The sequence below is a fragment of the Parasphingorhabdus sp. DH2-15 genome, assembly GCF_051668705.1.
Taxonomy (GTDB): domain Bacteria; phylum Pseudomonadota; class Alphaproteobacteria; order Sphingomonadales; family Sphingomonadaceae; genus Alterisphingorhabdus.
Window position 1 is genome coordinate 2,517,423 of sequence record NZ_CP196351.1, and the last position, 20,152, is coordinate 2,537,574.

The 20,152-nt window shown below is 53.5% G+C and carries 22 protein-coding genes; all 22 read left to right on the top strand.

What is annotated here, in order from left to right:
* The first annotated feature begins 202 nt into the window (after positions 1-202).
* The 22 genes from ACR9YC_RS11750 to ACR9YC_RS11855 all read left to right on the top strand — a co-directional run bounded on the left by ACR9YC_RS11750 (position 203) and on the right by ACR9YC_RS11855 (position 20,078).
* Entirely contained in the window at positions 203-526 is a 324-nt protein-coding gene (locus tag ACR9YC_RS11750) for a DUF736 domain-containing protein (RefSeq protein ID WP_438727866.1), read from the top strand.
* A gap of 115 nt (positions 527-641) precedes the next feature.
* Positions 642-1,469: a transcriptional regulator domain-containing protein gene (locus ACR9YC_RS11755; RefSeq protein WP_438727868.1), complete on the top strand. Its 828-nt coding sequence runs from the start codon at positions 642-644 to the stop codon at positions 1,467-1,469.
* Between the two features lie 135 nt (positions 1,470-1,604).
* Positions 1,605-1,838, top strand: coding sequence for a helix-turn-helix domain-containing protein (locus tag ACR9YC_RS11760; RefSeq protein ID WP_438727870.1), 234 nt, complete (start codon positions 1,605-1,607; stop codon positions 1,836-1,838).
* A complete protein-coding gene (locus tag ACR9YC_RS11765) occupies positions 1,822-2,283 on the top strand; it encodes a DUF2840 domain-containing protein (protein WP_438727872.1) in 462 nt (153 codons plus the stop codon). Before ACR9YC_RS11760 ends, ACR9YC_RS11765 begins: the two co-directional genes overlap by 17 nt.
* Positions 2,280-3,011, top strand: coding sequence for a S26 family signal peptidase (locus ACR9YC_RS11770; protein WP_438727874.1), 732 nt, complete (start codon positions 2,280-2,282; stop codon positions 3,009-3,011). The genes ACR9YC_RS11765 and ACR9YC_RS11770 overlap by 4 nt, the downstream gene beginning before the upstream one ends.
* 194 nt (positions 3,012-3,205) lie before the next feature.
* Positions 3,206-4,951: a DUF3363 domain-containing protein gene (locus ACR9YC_RS11775; RefSeq protein WP_438727876.1), complete on the top strand. Its 1,746-nt coding sequence runs from the start codon at positions 3,206-3,208 to the stop codon at positions 4,949-4,951.
* Between the two features lie 141 nt (positions 4,952-5,092).
* Complete coding sequence (locus ACR9YC_RS11780; RefSeq protein WP_438727878.1) at positions 5,093-5,473, top strand: helix-turn-helix domain-containing protein; 381 nt, start codon at positions 5,093-5,095, stop codon at positions 5,471-5,473.
* The gene (locus ACR9YC_RS11785) at positions 5,470-6,783 is read left to right on the top strand and encodes a type II toxin-antitoxin system HipA family toxin (protein ID WP_438727880.1); all 1,314 of its coding nucleotides are present in this window, start codon (positions 5,470-5,472) and stop codon (positions 6,781-6,783) included. Before ACR9YC_RS11780 ends, ACR9YC_RS11785 begins: the two co-directional genes overlap by 4 nt.
* The gene (locus tag ACR9YC_RS11790; RefSeq protein ID WP_438727882.1) at positions 6,780-7,721 is read left to right on the top strand and encodes a hypothetical protein; all 942 of its coding nucleotides are present in this window, start codon (positions 6,780-6,782) and stop codon (positions 7,719-7,721) included. The genes ACR9YC_RS11785 and ACR9YC_RS11790 overlap by 4 nt, the downstream gene beginning before the upstream one ends.
* Positions 7,722-7,963: 242 nt before the next feature.
* Positions 7,964-9,991, top strand: coding sequence for a conjugal transfer protein TraG (locus ACR9YC_RS11795; protein WP_438727884.1), 2,028 nt, complete (start codon positions 7,964-7,966; stop codon positions 9,989-9,991).
* 2 nt (positions 9,992-9,993) lie between these two features.
* Entirely contained in the window at positions 9,994-10,503 is a 510-nt protein-coding gene (locus tag ACR9YC_RS11800) for a hypothetical protein (RefSeq protein WP_438727886.1), read from the top strand.
* Positions 10,490-11,497, top strand: a complete 1,008-nt coding sequence (gene trbB, locus ACR9YC_RS11805) for a P-type conjugative transfer ATPase TrbB (RefSeq protein ID WP_438727888.1) — start codon at positions 10,490-10,492, stop codon at positions 11,495-11,497. The genes ACR9YC_RS11800 and trbB overlap by 14 nt, the downstream gene beginning before the upstream one ends.
* Before the next feature lie 2 nt (positions 11,498-11,499).
* Positions 11,500-11,829, top strand: coding sequence for a TrbC/VirB2 family protein (locus tag ACR9YC_RS11810; protein WP_438727890.1), 330 nt, complete (start codon positions 11,500-11,502; stop codon positions 11,827-11,829).
* On the top strand, positions 11,829-12,080 hold the full coding sequence (locus tag ACR9YC_RS11815; RefSeq protein ID WP_438727892.1) for a VirB3 family type IV secretion system protein: 252 nt from the start codon (positions 11,829-11,831) through the stop codon (positions 12,078-12,080). The genes ACR9YC_RS11810 and ACR9YC_RS11815 overlap by 1 nt, the downstream gene beginning before the upstream one ends.
* Entirely contained in the window at positions 12,077-14,530 is a 2,454-nt protein-coding gene (gene trbE / locus ACR9YC_RS11820; RefSeq protein ID WP_438727894.1) for a conjugal transfer protein TrbE, read from the top strand. Before ACR9YC_RS11815 ends, trbE begins: the two co-directional genes overlap by 4 nt.
* Positions 14,531-14,541: 11 nt before the next feature.
* On the top strand, positions 14,542-15,237 hold the full coding sequence (gene trbJ, locus ACR9YC_RS11825) for a P-type conjugative transfer protein TrbJ (RefSeq protein ID WP_438727896.1): 696 nt from the start codon (positions 14,542-14,544) through the stop codon (positions 15,235-15,237).
* Positions 15,238-15,258: 21 nt separating this feature from the next.
* Complete coding sequence (gene trbL / locus ACR9YC_RS11830) at positions 15,259-16,593, top strand: P-type conjugative transfer protein TrbL (protein WP_438727898.1); 1,335 nt, start codon at positions 15,259-15,261, stop codon at positions 16,591-16,593.
* Positions 16,594-16,597: 4 nt separating this feature from the next.
* Positions 16,598-17,278, top strand: a complete 681-nt coding sequence (gene trbF, locus ACR9YC_RS11835; protein ID WP_438727900.1) for a conjugal transfer protein TrbF — start codon at positions 16,598-16,600, stop codon at positions 17,276-17,278.
* 11 nt (positions 17,279-17,289) lie between these two features.
* Positions 17,290-18,309 (top strand): P-type conjugative transfer protein TrbG, encoded by a 1,020-nt coding sequence (gene trbG / locus ACR9YC_RS11840; RefSeq protein ID WP_438727902.1) that lies wholly within the window; start codon positions 17,290-17,292, stop codon positions 18,307-18,309.
* The gene (locus ACR9YC_RS11845) at positions 18,306-19,514 is read left to right on the top strand and encodes a TrbI/VirB10 family protein (RefSeq protein WP_438727904.1); all 1,209 of its coding nucleotides are present in this window, start codon (positions 18,306-18,308) and stop codon (positions 19,512-19,514) included. Before trbG ends, ACR9YC_RS11845 begins: the two co-directional genes overlap by 4 nt.
* 3 nt (positions 19,515-19,517) lie before the next feature.
* Positions 19,518-19,745 carry a DUF2274 domain-containing protein gene (locus ACR9YC_RS11850; protein WP_438727906.1) on the top strand — a complete coding sequence of 76 codons (228 nt, stop codon included), beginning with the start codon at positions 19,518-19,520 and terminating at the stop codon, positions 19,743-19,745.
* Positions 19,746-19,772: 27 nt separating this feature from the next.
* Positions 19,773-20,078: a DUF736 domain-containing protein gene (locus tag ACR9YC_RS11855; RefSeq protein ID WP_438727908.1), complete on the top strand. Its 306-nt coding sequence runs from the start codon at positions 19,773-19,775 to the stop codon at positions 20,076-20,078.
* Positions 20,079-20,152 lie beyond the last annotated feature (74 nt).

Sequence of the window (20,152 nt, forward strand, 5' to 3'; positions counted from 1 at the left end):
CAAACTCATCCGCAGAACTTTTTTCCCCGGCGTGTGCCACGCCTCCTCGCGCAACAAAAAAGCTCGGCTCCCGAGTGCTCCGGCAAGCCTACGCCCCCCGGCCAAGGCGCGGGGGTTCCGGTCTGCTTGTGGCCTGTTTTTACGGGCGGCGTCAGCCGGGAGATTGGCTCCCAGCGGCGTCACAATATGGAGAACTGAAACAATGGCACAAGCACTTGGATATGTATCACAAAATAAAAATGGAAACTTCGAGGGTGTCCTCTCAATGGGATTAAACACCCGCGTTCGTATCGCTCCAAATAATGCGAAAGAAACGGACAAACAGCCAGACTTTCGGGTCTATGCCGGAAATCATGGTGAAATTGGTGGCGGTTGGACCCGCATTGGGAAAAGTAGCGGCAAGGAATATATCTCGCTCACACTCGCCCATCCGATGATCGGCCCGCACAAAGTCTACGCCAATCTTGGGCGGGTCAAAGACACCAATGGCGATGAATTTGCCATCCTTTGGAACCCCAAAGATTAAATAAAGAATAACCTGCCTGGTTTGTCCGAGCAGGTTCAATTAAATTAGGTTTTACTATTATATATTACAACTGACTTAGATGATTATTTGATTTATAAGTAATCAACGTGTGATCATGAGCAAGGTAGGTCAATCAAAAGCTCCCGACCGAATGCCAAATGCGGCATGGGCATGGGAATTTTTAAGGCGTAATGAAGATTATCGTCGTGACTTTCGCCTGTCTCACGCGGGCTTGCCCGCGCCTGTCGCCTTGACCAGCGGGGCGACGCTCTTTCGTAGCAGACGGACGATACCCGAAGCGGAACAATGGGGACTCTTGGCCTTTGCCGACCCGGATAAACAGGCCATTGACGCCAATGTTTTCTGGCGACCAGATATTGTTGCCGGGGCTGTTCGTGTACGTCTTACGCATATGCCGGTGGACGACGTTCCCATAGATGAGATGAGTGATATCATCGTATTGTCTGCTCTAAAAACCCGCCGAATTATTCTCGATACATGTGACGGCACGCGCCATATCGTGCTAAACGGAAGACGTTTCTGGATACAGTTATTTTGCGATAATGACGCACCGGTCGGAGAATTTACCGAAGTTGACATAAGGCTCGATGGCGCCAAGCATCTCGGTCGCAGACTGGACACAGCCACACAATTATTGTCTCTTCACCGCTCGACGGGCGGTAAACTTTCCTTGATTGGGCGTCGTCAAAACTCTAATGCTCTGAGCAACGCAATCATTGCCCACGACATTTGGAACGGGTTTGAGCGCGTTAAAGGCAGTATGAAGGACATTGCTGACGCCACCTTTGGGGCTGTCCGCGTTAACGCTGATTGGGGTCAAAATGACCGCGCCATGAAAGCTCAAATCAGGCGGTCATTAGCCCGCGCTGATCGGCTCATTGGCGGCGAATATCGGTCGTTTTTAGCCAAAAAGACACTTTAACATTTGGTTGAAATCTCTGTCACGAAAACCCAACGTTGCGTTTTCGTGCCTTCAAAATTCCCCGTAATTCCGTCTGAATCTCCCACAGATTGGCGCAGTCCGCGTCATTAGATTGTAGCGTGTGGGGTAATAACCATGTCTCAACCTCTTGAAAGTCCGTATCTCACGGCAGCCGAAGCCGCTAAATATTTGCGGCTCGAAGAACGCACCTTGAACAATATGCGGTGGCGCGAAGAAGGCCCGCATTGGCGCAAACATGGCGGCAAGGTGATTTACCATATCAAGGATTTAGAAGGCTGGTCGCGCGGCCGGGATTGCGGTCACGGCCCCTCCTATGATGAGGACAAAGACAATGACACAGGCGCGTAATCTTACCGCCGTTCAGCTTGTCTACCGGAAGAAACGGATCAACCATCGCCTTCGATTTGGCATTCCGCTTATCGAAGCTCGGTTGGATTGGCGGCGCAAATTGGTCGCCTTCGCCCCCGGTTCGGTGCTTGGGTATATACGCTGGCGGGCCAATCGGTTCGGCACACAGGATTGGCGATTATTCGTTCTGCGGACGGTCGAGAATGACCCGTTTTCAACCGTTCCCGGCGTCATGCCCGGTGCGAACATCTTACTCGCCACGCGCGGAACAACCCGCACACAGCGCGCCCTCGCTCATTTAGACACGCTGGAACTTGGCGAAGGCGGGCTGTCCCATGTGACGGATGCCTATTGGCGACATCTGCATAACCGTCTCGCTGTGAGCCTCGATCCGCATGGCTTTTCGGCTCTCCAAGCCTCCACATTTAGAGGAGATGTCTCATGAAATCGCGTATAATTGGAGCCATAGCGGGCTTCGTTTGCGTCTTTGCCTTGGTTGATATTTTCAAACCCGCAACACCTTATGTCTTCTACAATAAGAGCGAAAGCGCACCCATTGGCTGGTATCGTTTAACGCCGAATCATGCTGTAAAACGCGATGTTATGGTCGCGGCGTTTGCACCTGAAAACGCACGAAACATGGCGGAGATACGAGACTATTTGCCGTCTCATGTTCCCCTCATAAAAACCGTTTGGGCGGCAGCGGGGGATGAAATCTGCTCTGAAGACGGACGAATAACAGCCCCAAATCGTCCTAATATTTACGCCGAAGCGCAGGACGCATTTGGGCGGATCATGCCGGTTTGGAGGGGCTGCATTACGCTCTCGGAGAACCAGTATTTCCTTGTCTCAACTCATGTGCAGAACTCTTGGGACAGTCGGTATTTCGGACCCGTTGAGAAAGACGACATTCTCGGTGTTGTCCAATATTTAGGATTTTCGGAAACGCCGGCAGAGGCAGGAGATGGTAGGGCGCGGGGGAAAGGCGCGGATGGCAAGATAAAAGCGAGAAGCGCCCCTTTGGGGCTATTCCCTTGTCTGCACATCTTTTTTGGGAGCGCTATGCGCTTATGTGGGGGCGCTTCCGATTTGGCGGAAATGCCCGGTCTGACTGCGGTTTGGGGGAGCGCTCCTTACCCGGATTATCCCGCAACGTCAGGGAAACCCGCATGAACAAGGGAGGATCAGAACCACCCTTTGAGGTGAAGCTGGGACGTATCCGATCGGCCTCTGGCCACACGCGAATGAAGTCTTTCTTCAAGAAGGTAGGCAAAGGCGCGCATCGTCTGTCGCGAAGCAACGGGTCAGGTCGATCCCGCAGCGGACGGGCGCAACGCAGCGCGGCACGCCACTATCATCGCCGGGTTGTGGTTAAAGCCTCCATTCACAAGATGACCGTGCATGGCACAGCACCCCTTCGCCGACACCTTAATTACATCGAGCGCAACGGGGCTGGCGAAGAAGGACGTGAGGCCGAACTCTATACCGATGCAAGCCGCGATTTGGACGCAGAGGATTTAATCACGCGAGCGGAAGATGACCGTCACCATTTTCGGTTCATAGTCTCTCCGGAAGATGCCGACCAGATGAGCGACCTTAAAGCTTTCACGCGGGATCTTATGGGTCAGATGGAAAAGGATTTGGAGACGCGCCTCGAATGGGTGGCGGCCACCCATTATGACACGGGCCAGCCACACGTGCATATTGTCATGCGCGGGGTGCACGAGGATGGCAAAGACCTCGTGATACCGCGTGACTATATTTCACGCGGGATACGCGAACGCGCGCAAGAGCTCGTGTCACTCGAACTTGGGCCCGTGAGCGAGCTGGAAAACCGCCAGCGGATGCAGCGCATGGTGCAGGCCGAACGCTTCACCGATCTGGACCGAACACTATTGCGGCGGGCGCGGGACGGAACGCTGGACCTCGCCAAGCCCGTTCCCAGCGGTCAGGTCTGGCAACGTCAGCTTGAGAAAGCGCGTATGGGACAGCTTGCCAAGTTAGGGCTTGCCGAGCATTCGGGAGGCTCGGAATGGCGCGTCGATCCAGGTGCAGCGGATGCACTCAAACGCATGGGCGAACGCGGCGACATCATCAAAGCCATGCACCGGGCCATGACCGAGACAGGCAAAGACCGTTTGATGACCAGCGCCAGCCTGTTTGATCCGGGCGACCCCAATGCCAAGGCCCTCACAGGCAAAATCATCGCGCAAGGCGTGGCAGACGATGTGCGCGATCAAGCCTATGTGGTGATTGACGCGACAGATGGAAAAGTTGCCTATGTAAACATTGGGCCAAGCGACCGATTAGCCGGGTTTGAAAAGGGCATGATAATAACCGCGCATCCCGCGTCGCATTCGCCTCGCCCTTCAGATCGTACCATCCATGAGGTCGCGGGCAAGCATGGTGGGATTTATAGCCCCACCAAGCACCTTGAAGACGCCCCGCGTACCAATCCCGAATTTATCAAGGCGCATGTTCGCCGTTTGGAAGCCATGCGGAAAGCCGGTGTGTCGGTTGCCAGAAACACCGATGGCTCATGGCGCATTCCGCCTGATTTTCTCGACAAGGCCGCTGCCTATGAGTTCGAGACGACGCGCAGCAAACCCGTGCAGCTTGATATGGCGTCCCGCTTTAATCTGCCTGCTATGCGAAACGCGATTGGCGCGACCTGGCTGGACGAACATTTGCGCGACCATGCGGACACATCGCAGGCGCGAGGCTTTGGCAGTGAGATTGAAGAGGCACGGTCCGCGCGTCGGGTCTTCCTGCACCGCCAAGGCATCTTGAAAGAAGCGGGCCAAAAGATCGACGACAAAGTGCTCGTCACTTTGGAACGTCGCGACCTTGAAGACGCTGCCAAGGCCCTTGCGCAACAACTCGGCAAACCCTTCACCCACGCCCCGCAATCGGGCCGGATCAGCGGTCAGTATGTCGAACGGATTGACCGGGCGAGCGGACGCTATGCGGTGATTGAACGGGCCAAGGACTTTTCCCTCGTGCCGTGGCGCGAGGTGATGGACCGAAATTTGGGCAAACAGATTAGCGGCATGATTCGAGGGCGCCAGATTTCTTGGACACTTGGCAGGAGTCTGAATATTTCTGGGATTTAGTGAGGGAAATTTGCTGCTTTAGGGTGGTTTATTAACTATAATGCGTGATATTTAACGCATTAAAATGAAAACATGTTGAGCTCACGATAATGCGTGATATATGATACATAAAGTCAGAAAAAGTCGATTAGTGAGTGAAATATGATGCATAAAATTGAATTCGGCATCGCTTCTAGTGAAGCCATTGAAGATGCCCTTAGCGAGCGTATCGAAGAGATTCGCCTGAAACAGAATATAACTCAGAGCCGCCTTGCAAGTGAAGCAGGCGTTTCACGCAGCACCATCACGCGGCTTGCGCAGAGCGGAAAAGGTATCTCACTTGATAGCTTCATCCGCATCTTAAAAGCGTTGCACATGGCAAACCATCTGGAAGCATTGCTGCCTAACCCTGGTTTGAGCCCGCTTGAGGAATTGAAACGAGCCAATCAACCGTCCCGCCAGCGAGCGCGTTCCAAAAAAGAAGATCAGAAGAAATGGACTTGGGGGGATCAAAAGCAGGATGACGAAGGAGACGTCTCATGACTACTGCCAGCGTCGAATTATGGGGGCAGCGGATTGGGGCTGTGACATGGGTAGCAGAACGCGGACTTGGTGTTTTTCAATATACCCCTGAGTTTGCGGCAAGTGGCATTGAAGTTTCTCCTCTGCAAATGCCATTGCGCGAAACGCCTTATGATTTTGCAGAGCTAGGCCGGGAAACGTTCAAGGGGTTGCCCGGAATGTTGGCGGACAGTCTGCCAGACAAATTCGGCAATGCACTGATTAATGTTTGGCTTGTGCAACAGAACCGCCTTGAAACAAGTTTCAATCCCGTTGAGCGGCTTTGCTACACCGGCACACGCGGCATGGGCGCGCTTGAATATACGCCAGCAATCACGGGAGCGCCCACAAGAGCGCGCAAAGTTGAAGTTGAGCGTCTTGTCGCCCTGTCCAATCGTATCTTGAGCGATCGAGAAAACCTCGCAGGTCACTTAACGGGCGAAGACGATGCGCGGGATATTGAAGATATACTACGCGTCGGCACATCCGCCGGCGGTGCGCGGGCAAAGGCTATCCTCGCCTGGAATGAGCAGACTGGTGAGTTTCGGTCAGGTCAGGTCGAAGCAGGCAAAGGCTTCACACATTGGCTCATGAAATTCGATGGTGTGGACGAAAACAAAGACAAAGAGCTTGCTGACCCTAAAGGGTTTGGCCGCATCGAATATGCCTATCATCTGATGGCGGAAAAAGCCGGTATCATCATGATGCCCTGCCGCTTACATGAAGAAGGTGGGCGCGCGCACTTTATGACCAAGCGCTTTGACCGCACCACTTCAGGAGACAAACTGCACTATCAATCGCTGTGCGCCTTACAGCATTTCGATTTCAACATGGCAGGCGCTTATTCCTACGAACAGGCATTGCGGACGACTAAATCTCTGAGACTTCCTGCTGAAGACATCGAACAGCAGGTACGCCGCACACTGTTCAACATCATTGCGCGCAATCAGGATGATCACGTCAAGAATATCGGATTCGTCATGGATAAAGAGGGGGAGTGGCGGCTCTCACCGGCATTTGACATCGCCTACAGTTACAACCCGCAGGGTTCTTGGACATCGCAACATCAAATGAGCCTCAATGGAAAACGCGATGGATTTGATTTAACAGACCTGATCGCTTTCGGAGAATTTGCCGGTTTGAAAGCGCGCAAGATGAAAGCCATAATCGCTGAGATCATAGAAACCGTACAGCAGTGGACTGACTTTGCAGCTCAAGCAAAAGTTCATGACGAACATGTCACTCAAATTCAGCGCACGCTTCGCATCGGTGAACTAGGAACTTTACGATGAGGGCAGATGAATATTGGAAAAACTTCAACCTAGGCACGGAACTCGATATTGCTGGCCGCTTTATATTCAATGGACTCCAAACATTTCATCGGATGGAGCATTTTGCAACGGAAGAAGACACATTTGAGTTTCTGTATGCGGTCTCCGTTGGTGTCGAACGATTACTAAAAATTGCGCTGATTTTGACCGAGCATGGCCAAGATGTTGACCAAGACGAATTTGAAAAAGATCTAATCACGCACAGCCATCAAAAACTGATGGAAAGACTAAAGAGCAGTCACACGCTGAAGCTAAGCTCGGTTCATAATGAGTTTATCAGTATCCTTGCGCGCTTTTATAAGTCGCACCGCTACGGGCGATATAGCTTAGAGTCTGTCACCGCTGCGGCCCAAGAGCGAGACGACCTAAACAGCTTTTTGGAAAAGCACTTAGGCATAAAGATCGACACGAAGACCTTATTCGGAATTACGAAGAACGAACGGCGACACCGAAAGTTCATCGGTAAGACGATATCGAAAATCGTGAATCAGTTGTTCGAGATTGTGGAGAAAGAGGCTCGCCGCTTAAACCTCTATACCTACGAGATAGAATACGGGTCGAAAGCGTCAAAAATCTTCCAAGCCCAAAGCTTTGATTTTGAAAATGAAGATATTCTTCAGATGGAGCTCTTGGCGTACCTTGTCTCAGAAAAGGCAATTGGTCCGAACTCAAAGTTTCTGCGTGAGTGCGTCGAGCCACTGTCGTTCGATCCTGCACTTGAGGCAGACTACATTACTGCTCTGAGGAACGATCAGAAGAAAATGGCAGTCTTGGATGAATTGGAAGCCTTGTATGAGGACGAGGTTTCAGATTTTTCGACACGCCGAGAGATGCTTGATGCGGCGACTTCACACCATCTTCATTATGGCATGGATGAAGATGATGAGATTAATGACTAAGAGGAACTCTGGAATGAGCGCTCCGTCGAGTAGCGACGAAAATTTCCTGTATTTCCACCTCGGATTATCATTGCCTACGCGCCCTGTGGCCTGCGCTTGTCACGCAAGCCACACAATCTAGGTAAGCCGTCTGTAATTCAGACCAAACCCGCTGATTTCATTCAGATTTCTACCCGCTTTCCTCACTATACGGCACGACTGATCTTCGCTCTTTTTGATCTCATAGAAATTGAGGTCACTCCATGTCGCCACAGGGCATACTATACGGTCACATACTTTCAGTGCTTGCCACTATTGCAGGTGGCATCTGGTTCGCGACGCAGTGGGTGGCCGCGCAGTTTAGCTATGACCCATATCTGGGAACGGCATGGTTCTATGTCCTCGACATTCCGATCTACTATCCGTGGCGTCTTTTCGAATGGTGGTATGCCTTTCACGCTTACGCGCCTGAGATATTCAGAACAGGCGGTAAGATAGTTGTCGGCGCAACTTTCGCCAGCATTGTCATCGCTGCCTTGCTTTCTGTTTGGCGGGGACGCCGCGCCAAAAAGCTAACCACCTTCGGGTCGTCTGAGTGGGCCACAAAGCGCACGATGAAACGCGCTGGCCTACTCACCAAAACAGGCGTGTTTCTCGGTAAGCTCAAAAGTACCTACATTCGCCATTCCGGGCCTGAACACATTATGGCGTTTGCGCCAACGCGTTCGGGTAAGGGTGTTGGTCTTGTCGTGCCAACGCTTTTGAGCTGGGGCGAAAGTGCGGTCATTCACGACATCAAAGGCGAGAACTGGCAATTGACGGCGGGGTGGCGCTCGACTTTCTCCCATTGTCTCTTGTTCAATCCAACCGATCCACTTAGTGCAAAATACAATCCGCTTCTGGAGGTACGCAAAGGCCGTAACGAAGTCCGCGATGTCCAGAACATTGCTGACATTCTGGTCGATCCCGAAGGGGCATTGGAACGCCGCAACCATTGGGAGAAAACCGGCCATGCTCTGCTAGTCGGCGCAATCCTTCACGTTCTCTACGCAGAGAAAGAAAAGACGCTCGCTCGCGTCGCCAGTTTCTTGTCTGATCCCAGCCGTTCGTTTGAGCGCACATTATGGGTGATGATGAGTACCAACCACCTCGGCCCCGAAGAGGGTGCCCCCAAAACTCATCCGGTTGTCGCGCAAGCAGCGCGTGAACTCTTGAATAAGTCTGAAAACGAGCGCTCAGGCGTCCTGTCAACAGCGATGAGTTTTCTGGGACTATACCGTGACCCAACGGTGGCTGAGGTGACCTCTGCGTGCGATTGGCGAATTGCCGACCTGATCGAAGGCGAAAAGCCCATCTCCCTTTATCTGGTTGTCCCGCCCTCTGACATCTCACGCACCAAGCCGCTTGTTCGATTGATCCTCAATCAAATTGGCCGTCGTCTGACCGAAAAGCTGGATGATGAAGCAACAGCGGAAAAGCGCCGCCGCGTTTTGTTAATGCTTGATGAGTTTCCAGCACTCGGGCGGCTAGACTTCTTTGAAAGCGCTCTCGCATTCATGGCGGGGTATGGATTGCGAGCGTTCTTGATTGCTCAATCGCTCAATCAGATCGAGAAGGCATACGGCCCCAACAATTCCATTCTCGATAATTGTCATGTGCGCGTCGCCTTTGCGACCAATGATGAAAGAACGGCCAAACGTATTTCTGACGCCCTCGGAGCAATGACCGAAATGCGGGCAATGCGAAACTATGCAGGTCACAGACTGGCACCTTGGCTCGGGCACGTCATGGTATCCCGTCAGGAATCGGCCCGACAACTCTTGACGCCGGGCGAGATCATGCAGCTTCCGCCCGATGACGAAATTATTCTCGTGTCCGGTTATTCCCCCGTTCGCGCAAAAAAGCTGCGTTACTTCGAAGACCAAAATTTTGTCAGCCGCGTATTCTCCCCTCCCGCGCTGACAGGCCCCGATCATCCATATGGCGACCGTCCTTCCCCCCGCCTGGATGATTGGGGTCAAGATACCCACGCTGTCGATGATCGCTTGTTCGCCGAATTGGATGAAGGCGCTGCCAGCGGGAGTGATGGCGGTAAAGATCGCAAGCGCGAGATCGACGCGCCGCAGCAGGAAACACCCGAACCCGGCGATAACGAACAAAGCGCAGAACCGGATGGCGCAGATGACGATGCAGCGAAACGCGCCGCCGATCTCGCGCGCCGCGCCACCATCGCAAGCAAATCATATGGGTTGGATCGCGGCACGCCCGATTTCGACCTGCTGGATTTCTAATCATGGCGTCATCAAACCCCCGCATACACCCTTATTTGAAACCGTCCGTGTTCGCACACCTACAGGCCGCGAAACTCAAACCGGGTCGCACCGAGTCTGATATTGTCAACCAAGCACTGGCGGCGTTTTTCAGCCACGAACATGATGACAAAAGAGATGCCGCGCTCATCCGCCGTCTGGATCGTCTATCTCGTCAGATCGAAGGATTGGAAAGCAAGCAAATCATAGCGGCGGAAGCATTTGCCTTATTCGTTCGTTACTTTTTGACAGTCATTCCCCAAGTCTCGGACGCCGATAAGAAAGCGGCGCAGGCCGAAGGTCACGCACGGTTCGAGACCTATTTAAACAGCCTCCAATCCATACTCCAAGACGGCGAACCTATTCTATTCAACAGAATGGAAGATCAGCTTTCGGATGGCTCGAAATTTTTCACCGAAGACGAGTTAGCGCGCCTCCACCAGCCAAGGCCGGAGCGCCCTTCAAAAACGGAGGACGCCGATGCAACAGCGTAATCAAGAATCCCTTCTGCGCACACAGTCCATGCTCAAGACGGCAATGGGCGAGACCATTCAGGCCGCATTAGCCGACCCTGCCGTTGTCGAGATCATGGTCAACCCGGACGGATGGCTTTGGTTGGATCGCCACGGAGCCGGACGTCAATGCACTGACACACGCCTATCTCCCGAAAAAGGGGAGCGGATCATCCGGCTCGTCGCCAGTCACATTGGAGCAGAAGTCACGGCCATCACACCCATTGTGAGCGCGGAGTTGCCCGGTGCAGGCGAGCGATTTGAGGGCGTGTTACCGCCGGTGACGAAGGCCCCATGTTTTTCAATCCGTAAGGCTGCCGGTAAAATCTTTTCTCTCGACGATTACGTCAGCGCAGAAACACTTTCGGTCATTCAACGCCAACATCTTCAAACCGCCGTTCGCGAGCGTAAGAATGTCCTCATCGTTGGCGGCACAGGGTCAGGTAAAACCACTTTGGCCAATGCGCTGTTGAATGAAGTCGCAGAAACCGGCGACCGTGTTCTCATCATTGAAGACACCCGCGAACTGCAATGCGCGACTCCGGATCAAGTCGCACTACGCACGCGCCTTCCGCATGTTTCGATGGCCGATCTTGTGAAATCAACCTTGCGGCTTCGGCCAGACAGGATCGTGGTTGGCGAGGTGCGCGGTCCAGAAGCCTTAGACATGCTCAAAGCGTGGAATACGGGACATCCGGGCGGGATCAGCACCATCCACGCCAACGACGCGATAGGTGGGCTTTACCGTCTTGAACAACTGGTTGGTGAAGTCGCGGCAAACATACCGCGCACATTGATCGCACAGGCCATTGACCTCTTAGTCTTCATTTCAGGGCGCGGCAATGCACGGCGCATTGAATCCATCCGGCATGTCACCGGCATCGAGGACACCGGACACGGATACCTCACCTGCGATGTCGCCGACGCCCCGACAAACATTCTCTCTCTTCAATCGTCATCAAACAACGGAGCCTAGCTATGTCTCTCACTTACCATACCATTCGATCCCTCCAGTACATCGCACTCTCGCTATTGCTGTTTCTCCTCTTGTCAGGACAAGCCTTTGCCGCCGGGTCTGGCATGCCCTGGGAAGGACCAATTCAACAAATCGTCACCTCTATCGAGGGCGACGTTGCCAAGGGAATTGGCGTTATCGCCATCGTCGTCACAGGGCTTGGTATCGCCTTTGGCGACATGGGAAGCGGCATGCGCAATCTTTTGAAGATCGTTTTTGGTCTGTCGATTGCGTTCACGGCGACCAGCTTTTTCCTCTCATTTTTCTCTTTCGGCGGCGGGGCGGTTATCTAATGGTCGACGGTTTCTCCATCCCCGTTCATCGCTCTCTGACCGAACCAATTCTGATGGGCGGTGCGCCGCGCGCCGCGACCATCATGAATGGCACCATCGCCGCCGCAATCGGACTTGGTTTGCACCTTTGGCACTTCGGAATCCTCTATTGGGTGATTGCTCATAGCGCCTGCGTTTTTGCTGCCAAGCGCGATTACCAGTTAGTCGAGGTGCTTATCCGCCATGTCCGTCACAAGGGGTATCTCGCATGATGAATCTCTCCGAATATCAGGCCGCCCCTCAATGCCTTGCTGACTATCTGCCTTGGGCCTGCCTTATCGCGCCGGGCGTGGTTTTGAACAAGGATGGCAGCTTTCAGCGAACGGCTGAGTTTCGTGGGCCCGACCTTGATAGTTCGACCGGGGAAGAGTTGGTTTCCATCTGTGCCCGGATCAACAATGCCCTCAAGCGGTTTGGTTCATCTTGGGCGATCTACTTTGAAGCCGCGCGCGCGCCAGCGCTTGAATATCCAACCAGTGAATGGCGGGATAAAGTTGCATGGATCATTGATGAAGAACGGCGCTCACTTTTCGAAGGAAGGCAGGCAAATGATCTTCTGTTTGAGAGCCGGTTCTATCTAACCTTCTCTTACTTGCCGCCCGCAGACTCAGTGAGCAAAATTGAAGAAGCACTCATTGAGCGCCCCGAAGATGAAGAACAAATTGGCGCGTCGGATTATCTCGCTCGCTTTCTGCAGGAGACGGACAAAGCGCTTTCACTCTTTGAAACCATCTTTCCAGATGCAAGGTTTTTGAGCGACGAACAAACTCTGACCTATCTACAACGCTGCGTTTCCGGTCGGCGCCATCCAGTCAAGGCCCCGAACACGCCATGTTATCTCGATGCCGTTCTTGGCGGCGCCTCCCTTGTAGGGGGCCTCGAACCCGTACTGGACGGCCAGCATTTGCGCGTCGTCACCATTCAGGGTTTTCCGCCAATGACCGAACCCGGTCTCTTGGATGACCTTAACAATCTTGGCTTCTCCTATCGCTGGGTCACACGCTATCTGCCGATGGACAAGTTGGCTGCAACGAAAGTGCTGACCCGCTACAGGCGGCAATGGTTCGCCAAGCGAAAGTCTCTCATGTCGCTCTTGCGCGAAATGATGACCAATGAAGCCTCGCCGCTGGTTGATACCGACGCAGACAACAAAGCCGCAGATGCGGACGCCGCGCTTCAAACTCTTGGCGCAGATCACGTAGGCTTTGGTTATCTGACCACAGCCATCGTTGTTCAATCCACATCTGCCACCGTCGCAGACGACATGATTCGCGAAGTCGAGCGGATTGTGAATGGTCGTGGCTATGTAACCATCAAGGAAACGGTCAACGCGATTGATGCCTGGCTCGGGACAGTACCGGGTCACGCTTACGCCAATGTTCGCCAGCCCATCGTCCACACGCTCAACCTTGCGCACATGATGCCGCTATCGGCTGTGTGGGCAGGTCCAGCGCAGAACAAGCACCTTCAAGGGCCGCCGCTTCTTTATGCGACCACAGCCTCGCAAACGCCGTTCCGGGTGGTGCTCCATCAAGGCGATGTCGGGCATACTTTGATTGTCGGACCAACGGGCGCGGGCAAATCTGTTTTGCTTTCGATGCTGGCCTTGCAGTTCCGACGCTATGCCGATGCGCAGATATTCATTTTCGACAAGGGCGGGTCGGCCACTGCTGCCACCTTGGGCGTTGGCGGCGAGCATTTCCAATTGGGCGGCGATCACGGATTATGCTTTCAGCCTCTCGCCAGAATAGACTCTGACACCGAGCGGGCTTGGGCGCTTGAATGGCTGTGCGGCCTTCTATCACATGATGGGATAACAATTGAGCCTGACACCAAAGAGGCGATATGGACGGCTTTGAGTTCGCTTGCCACCGCGCCGCAAGTTGAGCGCACCATGACCGGATTGAGCGCATTGCTCCAATCCAACCGTCTCCGACAGGCTATCGAACCCTATACGCTCAAAGGCGCACATGGATCTCTGCTGGACGCCGATCATGAGACCATAGGCGAAAATGACTGGCAGTGCTTCGAGATGGAAGAATTGATGCACCAAAAGTCTCTGGTGCCGCCGGTCCTTTCCTATCTCTTTCATCGGCTGGAAGATCGGTTTGACGGTAAGCCGAGCCTACTTATTCTCGATGAAGCCTGGGTCTTTCTCGACGATCCGATGTTTGCAGATCGTATCCGTGAATGGCTCAAGGTTCTGCGGAAGAAAAACGTTTCGGTCGTGTTTGCCACGCAGTCACTCAGTGACATTGCCACAAGTGACATTGCGCCTGCGATCATAGAATCTTGCCCATCACGTATTTTTCTGCCCAACAATCGGGCTTTGGAGCCGCAACAGCGCAAGGCTTACACGGGCTTCGGTCTAAATGAGCGGCAGGTTGAGATCATCGCGCATTCAACACCAAAGCGCGACTATTACTTCCAGTCTCGAAACGGCAATCGGTTGTTTGATTTGTCCTTGGGTCCGGTGGCGCTCGCCTTTTGCGGCGCGTCATCCAAGGACGACCTTAACGCCATCGCCGAGATTGCTTCCGACAATCCAAATGGAGCGTTTGCAGAACGTTGGCTGGAAGCGCGCGGTCTGAATTGGGCCGCTGACCTCATTTCCGAGCACCCCCAACCAGAGAAAGGAGACGCGCTATGCGCCGAAGACTGATTTCAATACTCATGATTGTTTTGATGGGGGTCGCACCCCTTCAACCCGCCCACGCATTCTTTGGATTTGGCGGTGTCGTGTTTGACCCGACCAATTACGGGCAAAATCTCCTCACCGCCGCACGGACGCTGCAAACAGTCAACAATCAGATCAAGCAGCTTCAGAACGAAGCGGACATGATTGTCAATCAGGTCAAGGATTTGACCAAGCTGGATTTTGACTCCCGCCAGCAATTGAACAGTCTCTTGCGGGAAATATCGACCTTGACGACTCAAGCGAAGGCCATGTCGTTTGAGGTTCAGAAAGCCGATCAAGTCTTCAAAATCAAATATCCTGAAGACTATGCGGCCCTTTCCAGCCAGCAAATCATCCAAAACGCTGAAAGCCTTTGGAAGACATCACGGGCATCTTTGCACGATGCGCTGCTCATGCAGTCAAAAATCGCAGAAACGGTTCGGGCTGACACTTCCACACTCGATACGCTGATGCGTGAAAGCCAAGTCGCCGGAGGCAATCTGGCCGCAGCTCAAGCGGGCAATCAAATAATGGCGTTGTCCGCAAAGCAGGCCATGCAGTTGCAGGAATTGACCGCATCGCAGTTCCGCGCGGAAACGCTTGAACGCGCCCGTCGATTGCAAACCGAACGCGCCGCTAAGGTCCGTCATGAGCGGTTTGTTGGCGCTGCCTCTGCCTATCCCGGCAATTAAGACTTTCAGGAGCGAGCGGCAATGAACGACCTAGGTATTATAGATCAATTCCTCCAAACATTCTCGACCTATATCGACAGTGGTTTTGGTTTGCTCGCTCCTGACGTTGCATTCCTGACAACAGCACTCGTGACAATCGACATCGTGCTTGCAGGACTGTTTTGGGCCTTTGGCAATCTTGACAATATCGTGGTCGGATTTTTGAAGAAGGTTTTGTATATTGGCTTCTTCGCATTGCTGCTTAACCAGTTTCCTCTGCTGGCGAATATTATCTTTGAAAGTTTCGCCCAGCTCGGATTGAATGCCACAGGCGGCACGATCACTGCGGCTGATCTCTTACGGCCCGGTTTTGTTGCGAGTACCGGATTTACCGCCGCGCACCCCTTGCTTGACGAGATTGCCGATCTCTCTGGACCCGTCGCGTTTTTCGTCAATATCGTCACCATTGCGATTCTTGCGCTCGCCTGGCTCATTACTCTCTTTGCGTTTTTCTTCCTCGCAATCCAGATTTTCGTCACGATCATTGAGTTCAAGCTGACGACGCTCGCTGGGTTTGTCCTTGTGCCATTCGCGCTTTGGAACAAGACGTCATTCCTAGCTGAACGAGTGCTGGGCAACGTCATTTCATCCGGCATCAAACTCATGGTGCTGGCGATCATTGTCGGTATCGGTTCGACTTTGTTTGGCAATGTTACTTCAGGATTCACACCCGGAAACATAACACTTCAAGACGCCGCAGCGGTCATACTCGCATCACTTGCACTTCTGGCGCTTGGAATCTTTGGACCGGGAATCGCAACCGGTCTTGTCTCTGGCGCTCCCCAACTTGGCGCAGGTGCGGCTGTCGGCACTGCCGTTGGTGCAGGTGCAGCAGGCTTTGCCGGTGCCAGCGTTGGAGGGGCCGCAGCCTCGGCTGCAACGCGCGGTGCGGTAGGCGCCGTAAAAGCGGGTTCTTCGATGGCTGGCGGTACAGCCATGTCCTATTCGATGGGAAAAGCCGCATCCGGGCAAGGCGGTATCAAAGGCGCCGCTTCCGGTATGGCAGCCGTTGCGCACGCAGGTGCCGGATCGGTAGCCAATGCCGCTAAATCTGCTGCCGCCAAGGTCACCGATCCAGTCAAGCAATCGTTCAAGTCTGGAAGTCGCGGCGCAATCACAGCGACCGGTGGCAAGATCTCCGGCGGGGAGTCCGGATCGACGGGTGGGTCTTCAACTAATGGCCAACCCGATTGGGCCAAAAAAGCCAACCGCAATCAATTGCAACGCGATGCCGGTCTCGCTGCCACCTCCGCTCTACGCGACGGAGACAGAGGCGGTTCAGGAGATGGCCCGCGACTGAAACAAGATGAGGAGTAATTTTATGTGGAAACGCAATCAAACCGCATACGGACGAACGGAAGCCCCTGTCACGCCTTATCAGAAAGCCGCGCAGACCTGGGATGACCGTATCGGATCAGCGCGTGTTCAAGCCAAGAACTGGCGGATCATCGCTATACTGTCACTCTTGTTTGCGATTGCCATGTCCGCTGCCTTTGTCTGGCGGTCATCACAGAGCATCATCACGCCCTATGTGGTGGAACTCGAACAGAACGGATCGGTTCGAGCCGTCGCGCCGAGTGTTGCCAAATACAAACCCACCGACGCGCAGATTGGCTACCAGCTTGCCGAATTTATCAAGAAGGTTCGCTCGGTCTCCATTGACCCGATCGTTCTGCGTCAGAACTGGACGACTGCATATCACTTCGCGACCGATCAAGCGGCGCTCACCCTAAACGAATACGCGCGCGATAATGATCCGTTTCAAGACGTTGGGCATCGCTCCGTTTCCGTTCAAATCGCCAGCGTTGTTCGGTCTTCAGACGACAGTTTTGATTTGCGCTGGCGTGAGACTGCTTTTCGCGATGGCGTGAAGCTCACCACCAATACCTACACCGCTAACCTGTCCATCATTCTTAAAACGCCAACGGATGAGCAAACGCTGCATCAGAACCCGCTCGGTATCTACGTCCACGGCATCAACTGGTCGAAAGACCTCATCTGAGGAGAATAATCATGTTCAAAAATTTCATGATCCTATCGCTAACCACAACGCTTGGCGCATGCACAACGCTTGGGGCCAAAACCATCGCGGACTTCAATCTGGACGATGCAGACTTTATCGAAGCTGTCTATTCGCCGAGCGACGCGACAGTTGATGCCGCACCCCTTGAGCGAATTGAGCCCCTGGCGTTGCCCGGACAGCTAAAGCCAATCGAAGGTCGCAAGGTCGCTTCCGTCCCGAAGCTCCGACCAGACCTCGCCATTGACCGCGCCAATGCGACCGCTGCGATAGAGCCGGATCAGGACAGTTTTATCAACGCAATCCAGATTTACCCTTACACTGTTGGCGCACTTTATCAGGTTTACTCAGCGCCCAAACAGGTCACAGACATAGCCTTGCAGCCCGGCGAAGAACTCATGTCTGTCTCAGCGGGGGATACAGTCAACTGGATATTGGGTGACACAGTTTCCGGTATTGGTAACAAGGAACAGGTGCATATTCTTATCAAGCCAATTGCCCCGAGCCTCACGACCAATCTGATTATCACGACATCGAAGCGCACCTACCATGTGGAACTGAAATCATTCCGCGAAACCTATATGGCCGCTGTGTCCTGGCGTTATCCACATGAAGAACTGGTGAGACAACGCGCTCAGTCGTCCAAGCGAGCCAAAGACGCCGCGCAAACCGTAGAGCGTCGATTGCAGGTCGATAGGCTGAACTTCCGGTATGAGATCAAGGGTGATCGTCCGCATTGGCGACCATTACGTGCATTCGATGATGGCCGAAAAGTATTCATCCAATTTCCCGCGCGATTGGATCAAGGCGAAGCGCCCCCGCTGTTTGTCGTTGGCCGCAACGGTCAAAGTCAGCTCGTCAATTACCGCATCAATGGGTCTTACTATGTTGTAGATCGTCTCTTTGGAGCGGCTGAATTGAGGCTGGGCGAGAAAGAACAAAGCGTCGTCCGCATCCTTCGCAAAGAACCCAAAAGCGCCCGCAAACCGCGCGCAGCAAAGGATGACGCATGAATCAGGAAAAGGAAGAGTTAGACCGCCTTGCTATTCGTGCGAAGCCAAGGCCCGTCAGACGTTTCAACCGCAAGGCTCTCATCGCAATTTGCGGTGCGACCGGATTATTCATTTTGAGTGCCGCAGCAATTGCCTTTCGAGATGATGATGGGTCGAGTGGTGGTTCGTCACCGGAACTCTACAAAACCAACCGAAACATCCTTCCCGATCAAATAACGGCTATGCCCGCTGACTATTCGGACATCAAACCGAAGCTTGGCCCGCCGTTACCGGGCGATCTTGGCCCGGCATTTCTTGGGCAACCGTCTTCACTGGATACGCCGCAGGACAATCCGTTTCGGTATCAAGGCGCTCCAACGCAAACGACCGCCCAACCCGCGCCGGTTGATGCGGCATTAGGCGCACCGTTATTCTTTGTGCAGCATGACGATAACCGCGCTGTTCAAACCCAGGCGGCTGTGACCCCGCCATTTATCCCATCGCTTGACCAATTCAACACCTTGCCGCTGCAAGCGCTAGCGGCAGGCCGCGTCCCATCGCAAACCCCATTCGATCCGAACCGGCAGGACAGAAAAGAAGCGTTCTTAACGCGCGACGTTGATGCGGAAATCTACAATCCCAACCGATTGCAAACCCCTGTCTCTCCCTATCAGGTCATGGCCGGGACGATTATTCCTGCCAGTCTTGTCACAGGTCTCAATTCCGATTTGCCGGGGCAAATCATCGCTCAGGTCACTCAGAATGTTTATGATACAACATCGGGGCAGTATTTGCTCATTCCCCAAGGGTCTCGCCTCATTGGACAGTATGACAGCGTGATTGCGTTTGGTCAGTCGCGCGCACTGGTCACTTGGCGTCGTATCATCAGGCCGGATGGCACATCCTTGGTGCTGGAGAACCTGCCCGGTACTGACCTATCGGGATATGCGGGTCTGAAAGACCGCGTGGATAATCACACGCTCCGCCTCTTTGGTGCGGCCGCACTCTCAACGGTTCTCTCTGTTGGTAGTGAATTGGGCCGCGATTCCAACGAAAACGACATCATTGAAGCCATCCGCGATGGGGGGCAGCGCACGTTTAATCAGGCCGGCCAACGTATCGTCAACCGCCAGCTCAATGTTCAGCCCACAATCCGAGTGCGCCCTGGCTGGCGGCTCAATGTAATCGTGAACAAGGATCTTGTTCTGCATCCCTATGAAGGTTGACCTATGACCCAATCACTCAAAATCGGGAAACTGCCCGATACCACCCCAGTAAAACATACAATCAGCGTTGAGCCGGACTTGGACAACGATCTGAAAACCTACGCCGCAATCTATGAACAGACATACGGTGAGAAAGCGAGCGTTCCAGCGCTCATTCCATCCATGCTGCGTGCTTTCATTGCGTCCGATAGCGGATTCAAAAAAGCCGTCAAAGCGGCGCAATCATCCTAACTTGTCAGCAGCAACAGGAGCAGACCTATGGCAACAATCGGACAATTCAGAACCGTCAATGACGGTTACGAGGGGACCATATCGACAACTCTGATTGCACGAAAAGTGCGCTTTGTGGCCAATGCCGACAAGAAGCACGAGGGATCACCTGACTTCTTCATCAAGACCGGCCAGTGCGACCTTGGCGTCGCCTGGCATGATGAATCTAAAGGAGATAATCCGAAACCATATATCCGCGTTCTTCTCGACGATCCCTGTTTTCCAGCACCGGTAAACGCAGCATTGTTTGAACATGATGGTCGGGCGGATTTGGTGTGGTCACGGACAAATTGACAGCAAACGGTAGGGCAGAACAATTTAAGAACATAGTTGACACCTTTGGGAGAAATGGTATCTAGTTTGTTGTG

Coding starts and splice junctions, on each gene's coding strand:
- ACR9YC_RS11750 (WP_438727866.1), top strand. CDS start 203: ATGGCACAAGCACTTGGATATGTATCACAAAATAAAAATGGAAACTTC.
- ACR9YC_RS11755 (WP_438727868.1), top strand. CDS start 642: ATGAGCAAGGTAGGTCAATCAAAAGCTCCCGACCGAATGCCAAATGCG.
- ACR9YC_RS11760 (WP_438727870.1), top strand. CDS start 1,605: ATGTCTCAACCTCTTGAAAGTCCGTATCTCACGGCAGCCGAAGCCGCT.
- ACR9YC_RS11765 (WP_438727872.1), top strand. CDS start 1,822: ATGACACAGGCGCGTAATCTTACCGCCGTTCAGCTTGTCTACCGGAAG.
- ACR9YC_RS11770 (WP_438727874.1), top strand. CDS start 2,280: ATGAAATCGCGTATAATTGGAGCCATAGCGGGCTTCGTTTGCGTCTTT.
- ACR9YC_RS11780 (WP_438727878.1), top strand. CDS start 5,093: ATGATGCATAAAATTGAATTCGGCATCGCTTCTAGTGAAGCCATTGAA.
- ACR9YC_RS11785 (WP_438727880.1), top strand. CDS start 5,470: ATGACTACTGCCAGCGTCGAATTATGGGGGCAGCGGATTGGGGCTGTG.
- ACR9YC_RS11790 (WP_438727882.1), top strand. CDS start 6,780: ATGAGGGCAGATGAATATTGGAAAAACTTCAACCTAGGCACGGAACTC.
- ACR9YC_RS11795 (WP_438727884.1), top strand. CDS start 7,964: ATGTCGCCACAGGGCATACTATACGGTCACATACTTTCAGTGCTTGCC.
- ACR9YC_RS11800 (WP_438727886.1), top strand. CDS start 9,994: ATGGCGTCATCAAACCCCCGCATACACCCTTATTTGAAACCGTCCGTG.
- trbB (WP_438727888.1), top strand. CDS start 10,490: ATGCAACAGCGTAATCAAGAATCCCTTCTGCGCACACAGTCCATGCTC.
- ACR9YC_RS11810 (WP_438727890.1), top strand. CDS start 11,500: ATGTCTCTCACTTACCATACCATTCGATCCCTCCAGTACATCGCACTC.
- ACR9YC_RS11815 (WP_438727892.1), top strand. CDS start 11,829: ATGGTCGACGGTTTCTCCATCCCCGTTCATCGCTCTCTGACCGAACCA.
- trbE (WP_438727894.1), top strand. CDS start 12,077: ATGATGAATCTCTCCGAATATCAGGCCGCCCCTCAATGCCTTGCTGAC.
- trbJ (WP_438727896.1), top strand. CDS start 14,542: ATGATTGTTTTGATGGGGGTCGCACCCCTTCAACCCGCCCACGCATTC.
- trbL (WP_438727898.1), top strand. CDS start 15,259: ATGAACGACCTAGGTATTATAGATCAATTCCTCCAAACATTCTCGACC.
- trbF (WP_438727900.1), top strand. CDS start 16,598: ATGTGGAAACGCAATCAAACCGCATACGGACGAACGGAAGCCCCTGTC.
- trbG (WP_438727902.1), top strand. CDS start 17,290: ATGTTCAAAAATTTCATGATCCTATCGCTAACCACAACGCTTGGCGCA.
- ACR9YC_RS11845 (WP_438727904.1), top strand. CDS start 18,306: ATGAATCAGGAAAAGGAAGAGTTAGACCGCCTTGCTATTCGTGCGAAG.
- ACR9YC_RS11850 (WP_438727906.1), top strand. CDS start 19,518: ATGACCCAATCACTCAAAATCGGGAAACTGCCCGATACCACCCCAGTA.
- ACR9YC_RS11855 (WP_438727908.1), top strand. CDS start 19,773: ATGGCAACAATCGGACAATTCAGAACCGTCAATGACGGTTACGAGGGG.